Here is an 18,196-nt window from a genome sequence, read left to right as displayed (position 1 = left end):
CGCTCAATAACGGATGCGCGGATCGAGCCACGCATACGCGAGGTCGACCAGCAGGTTGAACAGCACGGCGCAGACGGTGGTCAGGACGACGAGGCCGAGCACCAGCGTGTAGTCGCGGTTGATGGCGCCGTTCACGACGAGCTGCCCGAGGCCCGGCAGCGCGAACACCGACTCGGTGACGACGGCCGCCGTGATCGACGAGATGCAGACCGTGCCGAACAGCGACACGACCGGCATCAGTGCGGGCTTGAGCGCATGGCGCAGCACGATCGTCGAGCCCGGCAGGCCCTTGGCGCGCGCGGTGCGGATGTAGTTGCTCGACAGCGTCTCGATCATCGAGCCGCGCATCACGCGCGCGAGCAGCGACATGTTGATGAAGGTCAGCAGCACGATCGGCAGCAGCCGGTACTGCCAGCCGCCGTCGCCCCAGCCGCCTGCCGGCAGCCAGCCGTTGCCGGCCGACGTCTTCAGCAGGATCGCGAAGATCCACACGAGCACGGGGCCGAGCACGAACGGCGGCACGACGTTGCCGACGTTGCCGATCAGCATCACGACGCGGTCGATGAAGCTGTCGCGGCGCACCGCCGCGACAGTGCCGAGCAGCACGCCGAGCCCGATCGAGATCGGGATCGACACGCCGCCCACGCCGAGGCTCACGGGCAGCGCCTTCTTCACGAGGTCGTTCACCGACCAGTCGACGTAGCGGAACGACGGACCGAGATCGCCATGCAGCAGCGAATCGAGGTACATCAGGTACTGCTTCCACAGCGGCTGGTCGAGGTGGTACTTCGCGTTCAGGTTCGCGAGCGTCGCGGCGGACAACTGCTTTTCCGTATCGAACGGACCGCCGGGCGTGAAGTGCAGCAGCAGGTAGCAGACGGTGACGACCGCGAGGATCGTCGGCACCGCCCACAACGTGCGCCTCAATGCGTAGGCCAGCATGATCGCTCCGCTCAGTGCTTGATCAGGTACATGTCCTGCGAAGCACGCATGTCGATCACGTTCTTCAGCGAGTAGCCGCCCACATAGGGCTTCACGAGACGATCGGCCGAGTACTGGAACAGCGGCACCATCGGCGTGTCGCTCAGCGCCAGGTCGTGCGCCTGCGTGAGCAGCGCGGCGCGTGCCTTGTCGTCGAGCTTCTGGTTGCCTTCGTCGACGAGCGCGTCGGCCTGCTTGTTGCAGTAGCCGACGGTGTTCTGCGCGCTGCCGCAGCGCAGCAGGTCGAAGAACGTCATCGCGTCGTTGTAGTCGGCGAACCAGCCGTCACGGGCGATCTGCACCTTGCCGTCATGACGCTCCTTCATCAGCACCTTGAACTCGACGTTCTCGAGCTTCGTATTGATGCCGAGCTTGGTGCGCCATTCCGACGCGGCGAACAGCGCGACCTTCTTGTGCAGGTCGTTGGTGTTGTACGTCAGCGTGAACGACAGCGGCTTCGCATCCGAGTAGCCGGCCTGCTTCAGCAGGTTCTTCGCGGTCTCGACGCGCTTGGCCATCGGCCACGACGCCCAATCCGGCGTGAACGGCTGCACGCCCTTCGTGCCGTTCGGCATCAGGCCGTACATCGGCTTCTCGCCGGCCTGCGTGAGCCGTTGCGTCAGCACGTCGCGATCGAGCACCATCGACAGCGCCTGGCGCACGCGCTTGTCCTTCAGCGCCGGATCGCTGTTGTTCAGGTAGTAGTAATAGGTCGCGAGCTGCAGGCCCTGGCGCAGTTCGCCGCCGAACTGCTTGCTGACCTGCTGGAAGATCCCCGACGGGATCGAGTAGCTGTAGTCGATCTGGCCGGCCTGGTACATGCGCATCGCCGTCTCGTCGCTCTCGATCGGCAGGTACGTGACCTTGTTGATCACGACCTTCGGCGCGTTCCAGTACTTCGCATCCTTCGAGATCACGATGCGGTTGTTCGGCTGCCAGTCGACGAGCTGGTATGCGCCGTTGCTGACGATGTTGCCCGGGCGCGTCCATGCGTCGCCGAGCTTCGTCACCGTGTCCTTGTTCACCGGCGCGAGCGGCACCATGGCCGTCAGTTCCGGGAAGAAAGCGACCGGCACGTCGGTAGTCACTTCCAGCGTGTACGGATCGACGGCGCGCACGCCGAGCGTCGACGGCGCGGCCTTGCCCGCGATGATGTCCTTCGAGTTCTTCACGAACTCGACGAGGATCGTGTACTTCGAGCCCGTCTTCGGATCGACGAGGCGCTGCCACGAATAGACGAAATCGGCGGCCGTCACCGGCTGGCCGTTGCTCCACTTCGCGTCATGGCGAAGCTTGAAGATCCATGTTTGCGGCGTCTTGCGCTCCCACGACAGCGCGACGCCCGGCACGACCTGGCCGGCCGCGTCGATGCGGGCCAGCCCTTCGAACAGGTCGAGGCCGATCGTGTTGCCGGTCCACGATTCGATGTGCGCGGGGTCGAGCGACTCGATTTCGGCGGGCACCTGTCGCGTCAGGTCCTGTTGGGGAGCGAGCGCGACGTTCGACGGGACGGTAACGGCGTGGGCAACAGGCGTCGTCAGGGCGAGCGCGGCCAGCACGGCCGACATGGCATGCAAGGATTTCATCGTGGCAGTCTTGAGAAGGTTTATTCGGTGAGCGTCGCGCGGCGGATGCCGCGGCTTACGCGTGAGACGCTGACGGGTGCAGCGATTGAGGAGGCCCGTGATTCTCGTGTAGCATTTTAGTATTCCTTACGTTTCTTTCGACAGGCATCCCGTCTTGGAAACGAAGGAATACCTGTGCGTTAGAACAGCCTAGGTGTACCTACCCAGACCACCACCGACTCGACTTTCGCGGTGTTGACCCAACTGTGCGGCACCGTCGACTGATAATGCGAACTGTCGCCGGCCTGCAGGACGAACGTCTTGCCTTCCAGCGTCAGCGACACTTCCCCTTCAATCACATACAGGAATTCCTCTCCTGCATGTGTCGTCACCTCCGACCGCTTCTGCCCCGGCGGCATCCTCACGAGGATCGCCTCCAGCTGGCGCCCTTCGGACACGTTCGTCAGCCTTGCGAACAGGTTCGCCGAATCTGCAAACCCGAAGAAGCGCAGCTGATCGCCTCGGCAGACCGAGCGTTCTTCGCTCGGCGTATCCACGAAGTACTGCACCGTCACACCGAGCGCGTGCGCAATACCGGCCAGCGACGTCAGTGACGGCGACGCGAGCCCGCGCTCGACTTGAGACAGAAACGGCTTCGAAATCCCGGCGGCGGTAGCGGTGTCGTCGAGCGTGCGCTTCAGACGTTGGCGCAACGCGCGAATCTTGCTGCCAAGTGCGACAGCGTCTGCCGATCGCGAGTTTTCAGTGGGGGGAACCATAGCAGGCCGAAAAGTGGTCGTCAAAAAATGTTTGATGGAAAGTAACTAAGTTAATTGGAGATAGCTTAATCTTCGGGTTCGCACACGCCTTCGGCGTTGAGCCCGGTGCACTAAACAGGGCCCGAAGCGAGCGAAACGACGCGCTATCTTGCCAGACTCGCAGGCTTCACAGGCAAGCTGCAAGCGGCTCTCCGGGAATCTGCGGAGAACGGGTGCGAAGCTTACAAATAAATGATGAGACGAATGTTCCTGAAAGCTGCTGCCATATCGGGAGTTTCCCTAAGTGGCGCGGACCTGACGCACCGGACCGGCGAACGTTACCATTCGCGCGCCGGTCGGGGTCTCGCCCCGCCTTCCTGCGCGGAGTCAGACCCCGGCCCGGGCTAACCGCCCGACTGCTCCATCGCCGACGCAAAGCCTACCCGGCCACCGTGCTCCGGCGCCAGTTCGACCCCCAAGACGACGCGCGATCCGTGCCGTCCGTTTCAACCGAGATTGATGATGCATTCACCTGTTTCACAAACCCGATCGTTCACGACGGTCTTCCTCATCGAAATGTGGGAGCGCTTCGGCTACTACGGCATGGCCGCGCTCCTGGTCCTCTTCATGGTCGACCGGCTCGGTTTCACCGACAGCCATGCGAACCTGACCTGGGGTGCGTTCACCGCACTCGTCTATGCGGCACCGTCGATCGGCGGCTGGATCGGCGACAAGGTGCTCGGCGCCCGTCGCACGATGATCATCGGCGCGTCCGTGCTGTGCGCCGGCTACCTGATGCTCGCGGTACCGAACGACCACCTGGCGTACATGTACGCGTCGCTCGGCGTGATCGTCGTCGGCAACGGCCTGTTCAAGGCCAACGCGGCGAACCTCGTGCGCCGCATCTACGAAGGCGACGACGCGCGCATCGACAGCGCGTTCACGATCTACTACATGGCGGTCAACATCGGCTCGACGGTGTCGATGCTCGCGACGCCGTGGATCAAGGATCACTGGGGCTGGCACACCGCGTTCGCGGTCTGCTGCGGCGGCATGCTGCTCGCGATCCTCAACTTCATGCTGATGCATCGCACGCTCGCACACGTCGGCTCGCAGCCGGACGACGAACCGATCCGCTGGAAGCGCCTCGGCGCGGTGGCGCTGGGCGGCGTCGGGCTCGCGCTGGTCACGCTGTACGTGCTGCAGCACAAGCAGCTCGCCGTGGCCAGCGTGTGGACGGCCGCGTTCGCGATCCTCGCGATCTTCGCCTACATGATCGCGAAGTCGGAGCGCTCGGAGCGCGCGGGCCTGATCGCGGCACTCGTGCTGATCGGCCAGGTGATCCTGTTCTTCATCTTCTACGTGCAGATGTCGACGTCGCTGACGCTGTTCGCGCTGCGCAACGTCGATCCGCGCTTCATGCTGTTCGGCACGACGCTGTTCACGTGGAGCGCCGCGCAGTTCCAGGCGCTGAACCCGATCTGGATCATGCTGCTGAGCCCGGTGCTCGTGTGGATCTACAACGCCGTCGCGAAGGGAGGCCGTGACCTGCCGGTCGCCGCGAAGTACGCGCTCGGCTTCGGTGCGGTGGCCGCGGGCTACCTGGTGTTCACGATCAGCGGCCGCTATGCGGTGGACGGCCGCGTGTCGTCGTGGTTCATGGTGTGGGGTTACGGCCTCTACTCGCTCGGCGAACTGCTGGTGAGCGGCCTCGGCCTCGCGATGATCGCCCGCTACGTGCCGGCGCGCATGAGCGGCTTCATGATGGGTGCGTATTTCGTCGCGACGGGCGTGTCGCAGTATCTGGGCAGCGTCGTCGCGAACTTCGCGCAGATGCCGTCGCACGAGCTGCCGGCCACCGAATCGCTGCCGCTCTACCTGTCGCTGTTCGAGAAGCTCGGCTGGCTCGCCGCGATCGGCATGGTGCTCGCCCTGCTGCTGCTGCCGCTGATGAACCGCCTGTCGCGCCAGCATCAGCGCTGCGTGGAAGAGCGTCGCGAAGAAACGCTGCAGGCGCAGGGCGTCGCCGCGGCCCAGTAAGTACTATCCCTTGGCGTGCGGCCTGCACGCCACATTCTCCCGCTAGGCACGCGAACGCGTCCTACACTGGTTGCAGGACGTGCATCCGCTTCCCGCGATGCGCCTGGCGGGAGAAACCCATGAAAAACAAGACCACGCGGCTGCTGAGAATACTGTCGGACATCCGGCACGCTCAGCGCTGCACCGCGACGCGCGCCGCCCGGGCCGCAGCCGAAGCCGACGCGGTACTCGCGGAACGCGACGATCCCGCGCAGGACGAACGCGACGACACCGAACCCGACGACGCAACCGTCGTGCCCCGCTCCCGTATCGACTCACCTCACTGACGCCGCGCGGCGCATGCCGTGCCGCACGCGCCACCTCCCGCGCCGCCTACGCGGCCGCACTGCGCCACCGCGCGATCCACGTTCCCGAACCGGCCACGGCCATCATCAGTCCGAGCGCGCACGCGTCGGCCACGAGGCCCACGCCGACATGCCGCAGGTCGGCGCTGCCTGCGACCGGATGCAGCAGCGAATCGATGACGAGCGAGATCGCCGCGCCCGCCACGAAGCAGATCAGCCCGCGCTGGCCGATCGCCACGACGGGCCGTACGCCCTGTGCGATCCGCGCGATCCAGCCGAAGCGCACGCAATCGGCCATCAGCCACGCGACGGCCGCGAAGCTCACGACGCGCGGCAGCGCGAGGTCGCGCTTGAACACGCCTTCCGGCAGCGGCAACCCCGAGAACAGCTTGTAGCTCGCGCAACCGAGCACGACCGCGCACGCGAGCCCGGTCGCCGCCGCGCCCCAGCGCCCGAGCGCGACGTGCCGGTAAAACGGCTGGCAGCGCGACAGCACGCCGGCGACGAACATCAGCTGCCACGCGAACGGGTTGAAGCTCCAGCGAAAGCCGTCGGTGTCCAGCAGCTCGGGGCCGAGCCAGCCGGCCGCGATCCACGAGGCGACGCTGAACGCGACGAGCAGCCACGGATGGCGGCGCGCGAACGGCACGAGCACCGGCGACGCGAGCGCGAACAGCACGTACATCGGCAGCACCGACGCGAGATACGGCTGGCGCTGGAACGTCAGCAATTCGGCCAGGCCCGTGAGCGGCGACGCAAGCATCACGCTGACGTCGTCGAGCGAGAGGTTCGGCGCATCGATCCCGTAATGGTCGAGCACGGCCGACACGACCAGCATCAGCGTCGACGTCGCGAGAAACGCGCGGTAGATCTGCATCGCGCGGCGCACGAACCGCTCCTGCGCGGCGCGCGCGCCGTGCCGCTCGGCGATCGCGCCGTACGCGCTCGCGGTCGCGAAGCCGCCGAGAAACACGAACACCTCGGCCGCATCGCACAGCGCGAACGCGTGCAGCGTCACGCGCGACAGCACGCTCGCGCCGATGTGATCGACGACGATCATCAACAGCACGAGCCCGCGGAAGAAGTCGATTTCGATCAGGCGGCCGCTGCGTGGCGGCTGGCCCGCGGCGGAAGATGGAAGGCTCAACGACATGAGCGCCCCTGCACGACGGCGGTGCGGCACGCACCGGGGAAGGGATCGGAGGAAAGGAGAAGGCGAGCGCGATCGGGGACGATACGAGTATGCCCGTATCGCGCCAACCCGGCCGGCTTGGCACGGAGGTGACCGTTCATCAGTTGCTCCCGAGAACCCCTGTCCTTCAGGTCGGGGAGGAAAGGAGCGCCGCTGTTTGACAGCGGCATTCCACCGTTAGAATGGCCGGCATGATCCTTGTCTATCGCTACCGGGTGAAATCGCTCAACGGACTGCTTAACAAGCAGAGCCGCGCGGTGAACTACGTCTGGAACTTCTGCAATGACACGCAGAAGCACGCGCTGAAGTGGAACAAGAAGTGGCCGACGGGATTCGACCTGAACGTGCTGACGACCGGCAACAGCAAGGAACTCGGTATTCACTCCGGCACGATCAACGCGACATGCGAGCAATATGCGAAGTCGCGCAGTCAGCACCGTCGGCCCTACCTGCGCTATCGAGGCAGGAAATCGCTGGGCTGGGTGCCGCTGAAGGGGCGTGACTTGAAGCGCGAGGGCGACGCGTTTCGTTTCGCCGGCAACACCTTCCGCGTGTTCAACAGCCGCCCGCTTCCCGAAGGCAAGATCAAGGACGGGACCAACTTTGCGCAGGATGCGCGCGGCAACTGGTTTCTCAACATCGTGATCGAGATGCCCGATGTGCAGGCCCGACCTATCCGTTCCGGTGTCGGCATCGATCTCGGCTTGAAAGACTTCGCCACACTTTCGACCGGCGAGAAGCTGCCTAACGATCGGTTCGGTCGATGCGCGGCCGAGAAACTCGCGAAAGCGCAACGGGCGCGAAAGCACAGGCGGCATATCGCGAAGCTGCACGCCAAGGTCGCGAATGCCCGCGCCGACTTCCAGCACAAGCTCGCGCTCGATCTGGTGCGGCGGTTCGATTACATCGCGGTCGGCAACGTGTCGGCCGCGAAGCTCGCCAGAACCAGGATGGCGAAGAGCGTCTACGACGCGTCCTGGTCGTCCTTCCGAAACAAGCTCCGCTACAAAGCGATCGCGCACGGAGCCACGTTCGAGGAAGTGGACGAAAGCGGTTCGACCTAGTCCTGTTCGTCGTGCGGGTCGAAAGACAGCACGACGCGGCCGAAAGGTATCGCGGGACTGCGAATAAGAGAGTGGGCCTGCAGCAGATGTGGTGTCGAGCATGATCGAGATATCAACGCTGCGCTGAACATTCTCCGATACGGACGTGCATCGCCAGGTGTGGGAATCCTCTCCCTTTAGGGGGAGCGGAGGACGTCAATGAAAAGCTGCATACGAAGGGAAGTCGATCGGATCAGTCTAATGGCCGATCAGGGGCGACCTTAAGTAACAAAATGCAACTGAATCTTCTCTTCGATTACAAGCGTGAGCGTGGCGCGGCGAAGCAGGCAGCGTCGCCAGATTCGCGTCAGCGCGGCGTCAGTCGGCGGTCAGTATCGACGGATTCGAGGGGACGTGGCAGCGGAACGAACGCGGTTCGAGGGCCGGACGATGCGCGATGCGCGGCACGTTGCGCACGGCCGGCGCATCGCGACGATGCGGTTATCCGCGTGCGGGCAGACGCCGCATCAGCATCGCGCTGTGCCACGCGGTGAGCGCGACGGCGACCCAGATCGGCCCGTACGTCGCGAGCTTCGCGACGCTCAGCGTCTCGCCGAGCAGCAGCAGCGACACCGCGACGAGCAGCACGGGTTCGACGTAGCCGAGGATCCCGAACAGCGCCATCGGCAGCATCCGGCTCGCCTTCAGGTAGCTCGCGAGCGCGAGCGTGCTGAGGATGCCGAGCCCCGGCAGCAGCACCGCCCACAGCACCGGATGCGCGGCGACGCGAGTCGTGCTCGTCGCGACCACCGCGAACGCGACCGGGCCCAGCAGCGCGATCTCGATCGCGAACGCGGCCAGCGAATCGGCGTTGATCCGCCGGCGCAGCACGAAATACGGCGGATAGCCGAGCGCGACGACGAGCGTCGGCCACGCGAACGCGCGCGTCACCCACACTTCGTGCGCGACGCCGAGCGCGGCGCACGCGACCGCCGCCCATTGCAGCGGGTCGAGCCGTTCGTGATAGTAGAAGCGGCCGACGATCACCATCGTCAGCGGCAGCAGGAAATAGCCGAGCGACACTTCGAGCATGCGGCCGTGCAGCGGCGCCCACAGGAACAGCCACAGCTGCACGCCGAGCAACGCCGCGCTCACCGGCAGCGCGATCAGCAGGCGCCAGTCGCGCACGGTACGCCGCGCGAGCTCGACGAGCGACGGCCAGCGGCCGCGCAGCGCGATCAGCGCGAATGCGCCGGGTGCGGTCCACAATACGCGCCACGCGAAGATGTCGAGCCCCGTGAGCGGCGCGAGCAGTTTCGCGTAAGCCGACATCAGCGCGAACAGCGTCGACGCCATCACCGACAGCATGAGGCCGCGCCCGGCTTCCGGATACCCCGTCATGATCGTTGTGTGCCTCTTACTGCTGCTGGAAACGCTCGAAGCGTCTTTCGGTCAGGCGCTCCTCGAACGTCACTTCGGTCACGCGCGCGGCCGGCGGCCCGTGACGCAGCCACGCGAGCATCCGGTCGATCTGCGCGCCGGGGCCCTGGATCATCGCCTCGACGGTGCCGTCCTCGAGATTCGCGACCCAGCCGCGCAGTTTCAGCGCATGCGCCTCGCGCACCGTCGCATGACGGAAACCGACGCCCTGCACGACGCCGCGCACCCGCACGTAGTAGGTCTCGATCCGTTCGTCCAGTTCATTGCGGCTCATCGCGTCGCCCTCCCGTTGCATTCAAGCCCGGCATTGTAGTCGCGTCGGCGGCTTCGCACACGCGCCGGCCAGGCGTCGCCGCGTGCGCCGACCACGTACAATCTCGCCGATGCCCAACCGCCGCGCCGCCCGCGCGCGGCCCTGAAGGAAACGCATGACTGATACCTCCCGCGATCTCGTTCTCGTCACCGGCGCGTCCGGTTTCGTCGGCTCGGCCGTCGCACGCATTGCGCAGCAGAAAGGCTATGCGGTGCGCCTGCTCGTGCGCCCGACCAGCCCGCGCACGAACGTCGCGGATCTCGATGCCGAGATCGTCACCGGCGACATGCGCGACGAGGCGTCGATGCGCGCCGCGCTGCGCGGCGTGCGCTACCTGCTGCACGTCGCGGCCGACTACCGGCTGTGGGCGCCCGATCCCGACGAAATCGAGCGCGCGAACCTCGAGGGGGCGGTCGCGACGATGCGCGCGGCCCGCGCGGAGGGCGTCGAGCGGATCGTCTACACGAGCAGCGTCGCGACGCTGAAGGTCACGAGCGCCGGCGACCCGTCCGACGAGAACCGGCCGCTCACGGCCGAGCAGGCGATCGGCGTGTACAAGCGCAGCAAGGTGCTCGCGGAGCGCGCGGTCGAGCGGATGATCGCCGACGAAGGGCTGCCGGCCGTGATCGTCAATCCGTCGACGCCGATCGGCCCGCGCGACGTGAAGCCGACGCCGACCGGCCGCATCATCGTCGAAGCCGCGCTCGGCAAGATTCCCGCGTTCGTCGATACGGGGCTCAACCTCGTGCACGTCGACGACGTCGCGCACGGCCACTTCCTCGCGCTCGAGCGCGGCCGGATCGGCGAGCGCTACATCCTCGGCGGCGAGAACCTGCCGCTGCAGCAGATGCTCGCCGACATCGCGCAGATGACGGGCCGCAAGGCGCCGACGATCGCGCTGCCGCGCTGGCCGCTGTACCCGCTCGCGGTCGGTGCCGAAGCGGTCGCGAAGTTCACGAAGAAGGAACCGTTCGTCACCGTGGACGGGCTGCGGATGTCGAAGAACAAGATGTATTTCACGTCCGCGAAAGCCGAGCGCGAGCTCGGCTACCGTGCGCGTCCGTACCGCGAAGGGCTGCGCGATGCGCTCGACTGGTTCGGCTCGGCGGGCTACCTGAAGTAACACAAAGCGGCGCCGCTCGCGCCGCTTCGCGCACTTTGTTACACGTCCCGCGCGGACCGGCACCGGCGCAGCGGTTAAAATCGCGGGTCTTACGCAGAGAAGACACGCATGAACCTGAACGATCAGATCGCTTCGCTCGCCACGGGCGTCGATCAGCTCCTCCACGATCACCACGCCGCCCAACAGGCGGCACGCAGCGCGGAAGCCTTCGCGCGCGCCGCCGCGGCGGAAGCCCAGGCCGCGGCCGAGCGTCACGCCGCCGCGGAAACCGAAGCGCAGGCTGCCGCGCAGCGCCACACGGCCGCTGCTGCCGACGCCGAAGCCGCGCAGCAACGCCACGCCGCCGCGACCGCCACCGCCGAAGCTGCCGCCCAACGTCACACCGATGCCGCCGCGCAAGCCGAGGCGGCCGTGCAGCGCCATGCGGAAGCCACCGCGCTGACCGAAGCGCTCGCGCAGCGTCACGCGGATGCCGAAGCCGCGTCGCAGCGCCACGCGGCCGCGATCGCCGAAGCCGAGGCCGCCGCGCAGCGTCATCACGCCGCCGCGACCGAAGCCGACGCGGCCGCACAACGCCATGCGGCCGCGACGGTCGAAGCCGAAGCCGCCGCGAAGCGCCACGCGGAAGCGACGACCGAGGCCGAAGCTGCCGCACGGCGCCATACGGCTGCGATCGCCGAGGCTGAAGCGCTCGCGCAGCGTCACGCGCAGGCGATCGCCGAAGCCGAGGCTGCCGCGCAGCGTCACGCCGACGCGGCCGCCGAGGCCGAAGCCGTCACGCAGCGCCACGCGGCAGCGATCGCGCAAGCCGAAGCCGCCGCACAGCGTCACGCACAGGCGACCGCCGAGGCCGAGGCCGTCACGCAGCGCCATACCGAAGCGATCGCGCAGGCCGAAGCGGCCGCGCAGCACCACGCGAAGGCCATCGCCGACGCGGAGGCGCTGGTCGAGGCCGTCGTCAAGGAAGCCGCGACGCACGCGGTTGCCGCTGCGGCCGCTGCGGCCGCTGCGGCCGAAGTCGTCGAAGCGGCACCGGCGGATACGCCGGCGGCTGAACCGGTCGCGAGCGCAGTTGCACCAGTCGAGGCAGAAACGGCCGACGTTTCCGCTGCGGCTGCAGCCGGTACTGCGATCGTCCCGGCGGCGCAAGCCGAACCCGCGATCGAGGCCGAGGTCGAGGTCGAAGCCGCCCCGGCCGACAAGGCGACGCTGCACGTCGCGCGCCCGTCCCAGAACGAACTCACGCTGACCGTTAACGGCCAGTCGATCACGCTGCATCCGGAGCAACTGGGCCAGCTGATCGAGGAGCTCGCGCACGCACGCGCGTCGATGCAGCCGGAGCCGCCGCCCGGCATCCCGGCCGGCTGGCGTTTCGTGACGACGAAGAACCCGATGATGGCCGTGCAGAAGCAATCGAACGGCGACCGCCTGCTGGTCGCGCGCCACACCGGCTACGGCTGGGTGCCGTTCACGTTCTCGCCGGACGTCGTGGTCCAGATGTACATGATGCTGACCCAGCGGTAAGCACGCGCACCGTCGGCGGCCCCGCCGAAAACGACACAGCCCGACCGGTTCGCACCGATCGGGCTGTTTGCTTTCGGGCTGCCGGGAGACGTACCTCCCGGGCAATCAATACTCAGCGATCCACCGGCGCCTGCACGCGCGCCTTCCACTGGCCGCCCTTGCCGCGCCAGTAGCGCCACGCCGACGCGAACGTCGCGCCCACGTAGAACAGCGCGACGAGCGGCAGCGCGGGCGCCCACAGCGGCGAGCGACGGTAGTAGCGCAGCATCGGCGCATACGCGGCGCACATCGACGCCCACGCGAGCCAGGCCGGCCATGCACGCGCGCCGTACGCGAGCGCCGCGACGGGCGGCACGAGGTAGATGATCGTCATCCCGAGCAGCGTGCCGGCCAGCAGCAGCGGCGAATAGTGCAGCTGCGTGAACGCGGTGCGCGCGATCATGTTCCAGATGTCGCGCCAGCTGTCGTACGGGCGCAGCGACACGCTGCGGTCGGCGAGGTCGAGCCGGATCGGATGGCGGCCGCTGCCGCGATGCTTGATCTGCGCGGCCAGGCTGCAATCGTCGATCAGCGCGCCGCGGATCGACTCGATGCCGCCCGCTTCCTCGAGCGCCGTGCGCTTCACGAGCATGCAGCCGCCGGCGGCGCCGGCCGTGCGGTTGCGCGGGTTGTTGATCCACGAGAACGGGTACAGCTTCGCGAAGAAGAACACGAACGCCGGGATCAGCGCCTTTTCCCAGAACGAGTCGCAACGCAGCCGCACCATCAGCGACACGAGATCGCGGTTCTCGGCCTGCGCGCGCGTGACCAGCTGCGCGACGGCGTCGGGCGGATGGCCGATGTCGGCATCCGTCAGCAGCAGGTAGTCGGCCGGCAGGCCGAGCGTCTGCACCGCGGCGATCCCCTGCGACTGCGCCCACACCTTGCCCGACCAGCCGACCGGCAGCGGCTTCGCGCTCAGCACTGTCAGCCGGTCGGCGCGGTTGATCGCGAGCGCGGCCGCGCGGGCCGCATCGGCGGTGCCGTCGTCGCTGTGGTCGTCGACGATGATCAGATGAAATTCGCCCGGGTAGTCCTGCTCGAGCAGCGAAGTCGCCGCGCGGGCGATCACGTCGGCTTCGTTACGCGCCGGCACGACCGCGACGACGGCCGGCCAGCCGGCCTCGGCCGCCGCCCCGCGTGCCTCGGGCGGCAGCGGCCGCGCGGGCTGCGCACGCCAGAAGCCGCCGCGCGCGACGAGCAGCACGAGCCAGATCACCAGCGACAGGCCGGACACCAGGAAAGCGATCACCAGCATCATCGGCATGCCTCCTGCCGGGTGCCAGCTCGCCCAGGCTTAATTGGGGTCTGGAACAAAACACCCGAAACCGCAGGGGCGGCCGGGCAATACGCGTAAGAATCGACGGTCATCGAATGGCCTTGAAATGAGCGCGACGCCGGGCAGCCGGAGCGGCCGCCCGCGAAACCGCGCAGTTTACCGGGTTCCGCGCGCGCCAGCGCCGACGCGGCTCTCCCGCAATTGCAACAGTGCTGGCACAGCACCAAAGCACGGACGGCGCGATAGGGTTAAAATGCGCGATTAATTCGGGGTACCGGGGCCTGGCCGGCCGGTTCGTTCCTGCCTTCATAACATCAAGCCGGGGCGAGCAAGCGAGTGCCAGCTCTCGAACCCCGGCGTCTGTCGTCGGAGTTCGCTCACCTATGCGAGTCATCCTTGCCCAGCCCCGCGGCTTTTGTGCGGGGGTTGTCCGTGCGATCGAGATCGTCGATCGCGCGCTGCAGCAGCACGGTGCGCCGGTTTATGTACGCCATGAAATCGTGCATAACCGGCACGTCGTAGAAAATCTGCGTAATAAAGGGGCACGATTCGTTGAGGAGCTCGACGAGGTGCCGCACGGCGCTGTCGCGATCTTCAGCGCGCACGGTGTCGCCCAGACGGTGGAGCGCGACGCGGAAACGCGCGGGCTCGACGTGCTCGATGCGACGTGTCCGCTCGTCACGAAGGTGCACGTGCAGGGCCGCCAGTATGTCGGGGCCGGCCGTCGGCTGATCCTGATCGGCCACGCGGGCCACCCGGAAGTCGAGGGGACGATCGGCCAGATTCCGGCCGAGGTGATCCTCGTGCAGAGCGAAGCCGAAGTCGATACGCTGACGCTGCCCGTCGACACGCCGGTTGCGTACATCACGCAGACCACGCTGTCGGTCGACGATACGCGCGGCATCATCGAAGCGCTGCAGCGCCGGTTCACCGACATCGTCGGCCCGGACACGCGCGACATCTGCTACGCGACGCAAAATCGCCAGGCCGCCGTGCGCGAGCTGAGCGAACAGGTTGACGTGCTGCTCGTCGTCGGTGCGACGAACAGCTCGAACTCGAACCGCCTGCGCGAGATCGGCACCGAAAGCGGTGTGCCGAGCTATCTCGTCGCCGACGGCTCGGAAGTGAAGGCCGAATGGTTCGCGGGTGTGCAGACGGTCGGCCTGACGGCCGGCGCGTCGGCGCCCGAAGAGATGGTCGAGGATGTAATTGGCGCGCTGCGCGCACTGGGGCCCGTCGATGTCGCGACGATGGCGGGCCGTGAAGAAAAAGTCGAATTCAAGCTGCCGGCGAAGCTCACGCAAGCTGTCGCCCGCGAAGTTTAAGGAGGACATCCCTTGTCTATTCCGCTGCTCCAGCAAGTCCGTGTCGGCGCCTACATCGTGCGCCAGCACCTGTCCGGCAACAAACGCTATCCGCTCGCGCTGATGCTCGAGCCGCTGTTCCGCTGCAACCTCGCGTGCAACGGCTGCGGCAAGATCGATTATCCGGATCCGATCCTGAACCAGCGCCTGTCCGTCGAGGAATGCCTGCAGGCCGTCGACGAGTGCGGCGCGCCCGTCGTGTCGATCGCCGGCGGCGAGCCGCTGCTCCACAAGGAGATGCCGGAAATCGTCAAGGGCATCATGAAGCGCAAGAAATTTGTGTACCTGTGCACGAACGCGCTGCTGATGGAAAAGAAGATGGACGACTACGAGCCGAGCCCGTATTTCGTCTGGTCGGTCCACCTCGACGGCGACAAGGAAGCGCACGATCACTCGGTGTCGCAGGAAGGCGTGTACGACAAGGCCGTCGCGGCAATCAAGGAAGCGAAGCGCCGCGGCTTCCGCGTGAACATCAACTGCACGCTGTTCAACGATGCCGTGCCGGAGCGCGTCGCGAAGTTCTTCGACACGCTGGGCCCGATCGGCGTCGACGGCATCACGGTGTCGCCGGGTTACGCCTATGAGCGCGCGCCGGATCAGCAGCACTTCCTGAACCGCGACAAGACGAAGAACCTGTTCCGCGAAATCCTGAAGCGCGGCGAAGGCGGCAAGCGCTGGTCGTTCAGCCAGTCGTCGCTGTTCCTCGACTTCCTGGCCGGCAACCAGACGTACAAGTGCACGCCGTGGGGCAACCCGGCGCGTACGGTGTTCGGCTGGCAGAAGCCGTGCTACCTGGTCGGCGAAGGTTATGTGAAGACCTTCAAGGAACTGATGGAAACGACGGAGTGGGACAACTACGGCGTCGGCAACTACGAGAAGTGCGCGGACTGCATGGTCCACTGCGGCTTCGAGGCGACGGCCGTGATGGACACCATCTCGAACCCGCTGAAGGCGCTGCGCGTGAGCCGCAAGGGCATCAAGACCGACGGCCCGTTCGCACCGGACATCTCGATCGCGAAGCAGCGTCCGGCCGAGTACGTGTTCTCGCGCCACGTCGAGATCAAGCTCGAGGAAATCCAGCGCGCCGGCAAGGGCAAGCTGCAGAAGCCGGCGAAGCCGGCAACGGCTGCCTGAGCGCGTTTCGCCACGCGGGGGCCATGCCTCCGCGCAGCGGATGAAAATGAAGCGCCACGGAGTTCGCTCCGTGGCGCTTTTGTTTTGGGCCTGCGTTTCGCCGTCACCGTGTTGCCGCGACGGCCGTGCCATCGTCGAAGCCGCGCGATCGCATCGGTCGTGCCGGTGCGGCCGGCCCTGTCTCCTCCATCCTCCCTGCAAAACCGGTGTGCGGTGCTATGCGGCCAGCGAGTCGATCAGGTGCGCGCGCATCTTCTGAGCCGCGCTCGCGACGAGCGCCGGCTGCCCGCACGACGCGAACGTGCAGACATGACGCCACAGCTCGGCCAGCCGATGCCGCGTGAGCGTCGCAACGCAGGTGTCGTGTGCGACGAGCACGCGCTCAAGCACCGCGCATTCGTCATCGTGCAGCGTCCATGCGCCGCTTTGTGCCGCGCGCGCCACACCGGCTTCGAGCACGCGCTCCGCGTCGACGCACAGGTCGATGTCCGCTTCCCCGTACCGCGTGTCGTCGAGCGCGAGGAACACCAGGTAGACGCTCGTGCGCAACCGCATCAGCAGCGCTTCGTTGCCGTGCTCGCCACGCAGCGCGACGAGCGCCATATGGCATTTCAACGAGATGTCACGTGCATGCGCGGGAGGCAGCGGCAGCAGCCACTCGCGCGTCAGCGCCACGTGGCGACGGTTTTTCCGGGCGGCCTTCATGACTCTGGCTCTTGCCCGCGGGCGGGCGCTTCGCTGCGTGGCGACGTTTCGCGCACGTCCGGCAATCGGCGCAGCGCCAACGCGCGCACGACGCCGGCCAATCGGATCGGGCATGCCATGCTCGTCTCCTGCATCAGAACGTGTTCTCGCCCTTCAGGTAGTACGCGGTCTTCACGAAGAACGCCTTCACCGGATGGCCGCTCTGCGCGTCGCGCACGGCGCGCGCTTCCATCGCGGCCTTCTCTTCGCGCGAACGGTCGGGCACCGGATGGTGGACACGCTCGAGTGCGCGCTGCATCGCAAGCGGATAGTCCTGGTTGCCGGCCGTCGTCGCGTGGTAGCCGGCGCGCGCCATCTGCATCAGTTGCGCATCGGTTTCGGCGCGCGCCGCCGACCAGGTCGACTGTGCAAAGCTGACGGCAGGCAGCGCGACGAGTGCGCAGGAAAGAACAGCAACGGGAACGAGGGATCGCATGGTGGCCTCCAGATGGTTGTCTCCGCATCGATCTCGATCGTCGATGCGTTGAATTCATCGTATGTCGTACCGCATGCTGCTTGAATAGACGAATCCGCAATTGATATTTTCGGCTTCGGAATCGGGCGTTCGAACGCGCCCTTCGCGAATCCTTTCCAACGAGAATTTCTTTATTTCATTCAACGACCTGATCGCGCTTTTGCGCGCGACCGGAAGCGGCGAGCGCCCGCTTTTTCAATTTCCGAAATGACGTGTTGCCGGTCCGATCCCGGCCCGCGCCACTGCCGGCAAGGGTTCCCGCGTGATATCGCGCACGCGGATACCGCAGAAGCGATTTCGTCGGACCGGCGGTTCCCTGATACAGGACAAGTCATCGGCACCGATTTGCCGGACCGCGTCGCGACGTGCCCGGCAAGGACGCGCGATAATCACGCATCGGCCATTTGCTTCGTTTCGCACGGCCTTTCATGCATTCTCTTTTTCATCGAGTCCTTCCATGGCTGCCCTCGACACCACCGCCATCGCAAGCTGGCACGCGCACGTCTATTTCGATGCGGCCAGCCGCGACGCAGCCTGGGCGTTTCGCCAGGTCGTCGACGAACGGTTCGGCACGGTCATCGAACTCGGCCGCTTTCACGAGCGCCTCGTCGGCCCGCATCCGGCCTGGTCGTACCAGATCGCGTTCGACGCCGCCCGATTCGACGAAATCGTGCCGTGGCTCGTGCTGAATCACGGCGCGCTGGACATCTTCCTGCATCCGAATACGAACGACGAACTGCGTGACCATCGCGATTGCGCGGTGTGGATCGGGAAGTCTTATGCGCTGAATCTCGACGCGCTGGCCGGGTAAGGGCGGGCCACGGCGCAGCCTGTTCGA

General features: G+C 66.5%; 16 protein-coding genes and 1 pseudogene. 8 read left to right on the top strand and 9 right to left on the bottom strand.

The window, feature by feature from the left end:
- Positions 1-3: 3 nt before the first annotated feature.
- The 3 genes from AC5LXX_RS16915 to AC5LXX_RS16905 all read right to left on the bottom strand — a co-directional run bounded on the left by AC5LXX_RS16915 (position 4) and on the right by AC5LXX_RS16905 (position 3,325).
- The gene (locus AC5LXX_RS16915; RefSeq protein ID WP_124450890.1) at positions 4-942 is read right to left on the bottom strand and encodes an ABC transporter permease subunit; all 939 of its coding nucleotides are present in this window, start codon (positions 940-942) and stop codon (positions 4-6) included.
- A gap of 11 nt (positions 943-953) precedes the next feature.
- Positions 954-2,567 (bottom strand): peptide ABC transporter substrate-binding protein, encoded by a 1,614-nt coding sequence (locus AC5LXX_RS16910; protein WP_493412344.1) that lies wholly within the window; start codon positions 2,565-2,567, stop codon positions 954-956.
- 179 nt (positions 2,568-2,746) lie between these two features.
- Positions 2,747-3,325 carry a cupin domain-containing protein gene (locus AC5LXX_RS16905; RefSeq protein ID WP_124450886.1) on the bottom strand — a complete coding sequence of 193 codons (579 nt, stop codon included), beginning with the start codon at positions 3,323-3,325 and terminating at the stop codon, positions 2,747-2,749.
- A gap of 498 nt (positions 3,326-3,823) precedes the next feature.
- Here AC5LXX_RS16905 and AC5LXX_RS16900 point away from each other — a divergent pair, with 498 nt between their 5' ends.
- Positions 3,824-5,344: a peptide MFS transporter gene (locus AC5LXX_RS16900; protein ID WP_493412343.1), complete on the top strand. Its 1,521-nt coding sequence runs from the start codon at positions 3,824-3,826 to the stop codon at positions 5,342-5,344.
- A gap of 119 nt (positions 5,345-5,463) precedes the next feature.
- A complete protein-coding gene (locus tag AC5LXX_RS16895; RefSeq protein WP_493412342.1) occupies positions 5,464-5,670 on the top strand; it encodes a hypothetical protein in 207 nt (68 codons plus the stop codon).
- 46 nt (positions 5,671-5,716) lie between these two features.
- Here the strand turns inward: AC5LXX_RS16895 and AC5LXX_RS16890 are convergent, their stop codons facing one another.
- Positions 5,717-6,841: an OpgC domain-containing protein gene (locus AC5LXX_RS16890; RefSeq protein WP_493412341.1), complete on the bottom strand. Its 1,125-nt coding sequence runs from the start codon at positions 6,839-6,841 to the stop codon at positions 5,717-5,719.
- A gap of 230 nt (positions 6,842-7,071) precedes the next feature.
- Here AC5LXX_RS16890 and AC5LXX_RS16885 point away from each other — a divergent pair.
- A pseudogene (locus AC5LXX_RS16885) lies at positions 7,072-8,124 on the top strand (RNA-guided endonuclease InsQ/TnpB family protein).
- Positions 8,125-8,424: 300 nt separating this feature from the next.
- Here the strand turns inward: AC5LXX_RS16885 and rarD are convergent.
- A complete protein-coding gene (rarD, locus tag AC5LXX_RS16880; RefSeq protein WP_493412340.1) occupies positions 8,425-9,324 on the bottom strand; it encodes an EamA family transporter RarD in 900 nt (299 codons plus the stop codon).
- Between the two features lie 16 nt (positions 9,325-9,340).
- A complete protein-coding gene (locus AC5LXX_RS16875) occupies positions 9,341-9,637 on the bottom strand; it encodes an acylphosphatase (RefSeq protein ID WP_166956050.1) in 297 nt (98 codons plus the stop codon).
- Between the two features lie 154 nt (positions 9,638-9,791).
- Between AC5LXX_RS16875 and hpnA the strand changes: the two genes are divergently transcribed.
- Both hpnA and AC5LXX_RS16865 read left to right on the top strand, forming a co-directional pair.
- Entirely contained in the window at positions 9,792-10,799 is a 1,008-nt protein-coding gene (gene hpnA / locus AC5LXX_RS16870) for a hopanoid-associated sugar epimerase (RefSeq protein ID WP_493412339.1), read from the top strand.
- 108 nt (positions 10,800-10,907) lie between these two features.
- A complete protein-coding gene (locus AC5LXX_RS16865) occupies positions 10,908-12,323 on the top strand; it encodes a phage tail protein (RefSeq protein ID WP_493412338.1) in 1,416 nt (471 codons plus the stop codon).
- 112 nt (positions 12,324-12,435) lie between these two features.
- On the opposite strand, the gene AC5LXX_RS16860 is transcribed toward AC5LXX_RS16865, so the two are convergent.
- The gene (locus tag AC5LXX_RS16860; RefSeq protein ID WP_493412337.1) at positions 12,436-13,623 is read right to left on the bottom strand and encodes a glycosyltransferase; all 1,188 of its coding nucleotides are present in this window, start codon (positions 13,621-13,623) and stop codon (positions 12,436-12,438) included.
- A 401-nt stretch (positions 13,624-14,024) separates the two neighbouring features.
- Between AC5LXX_RS16860 and ispH the strand changes: the two genes are divergently transcribed.
- Both ispH and hpnH read left to right on the top strand, forming a co-directional pair.
- On the top strand, positions 14,025-14,966 hold the full coding sequence (gene ispH, locus AC5LXX_RS16855; protein WP_059238498.1) for a 4-hydroxy-3-methylbut-2-enyl diphosphate reductase: 942 nt from the start codon (positions 14,025-14,027) through the stop codon (positions 14,964-14,966).
- A gap of 12 nt (positions 14,967-14,978) precedes the next feature.
- Entirely contained in the window at positions 14,979-16,139 is a 1,161-nt protein-coding gene (gene hpnH / locus AC5LXX_RS16850; RefSeq protein ID WP_069749367.1) for an adenosyl-hopene transferase HpnH, read from the top strand.
- A gap of 216 nt (positions 16,140-16,355) precedes the next feature.
- On the opposite strand, the gene AC5LXX_RS16845 is transcribed toward hpnH, so the two are convergent.
- Together AC5LXX_RS16845 and AC5LXX_RS16840 are read right to left on the bottom strand one after the other, a co-directional pair.
- A complete protein-coding gene (locus tag AC5LXX_RS16845; protein WP_493412336.1) occupies positions 16,356-16,844 on the bottom strand; it encodes a hypothetical protein in 489 nt (162 codons plus the stop codon).
- A gap of 133 nt (positions 16,845-16,977) precedes the next feature.
- Complete coding sequence (locus tag AC5LXX_RS16840; protein ID WP_493412335.1) at positions 16,978-17,319, bottom strand: hypothetical protein; 342 nt, start codon at positions 17,317-17,319, stop codon at positions 16,978-16,980.
- Between the two features lie 496 nt (positions 17,320-17,815).
- Between AC5LXX_RS16840 and AC5LXX_RS16835 the strand changes: the two genes are divergently transcribed.
- Positions 17,816-18,169 (top strand): DOPA 4,5-dioxygenase family protein, encoded by a 354-nt coding sequence (locus tag AC5LXX_RS16835; RefSeq protein ID WP_493412334.1) that lies wholly within the window; start codon positions 17,816-17,818, stop codon positions 18,167-18,169.
- Positions 18,170-18,196 lie beyond the last annotated feature (27 nt).

The sequence above is a fragment of the Burkholderia torrens genome, assembly GCF_984668525.1.
Note: the sequence above shows the minus strand (reverse complement) of the source record. Positions and strands in the feature narration are given on the sequence as shown.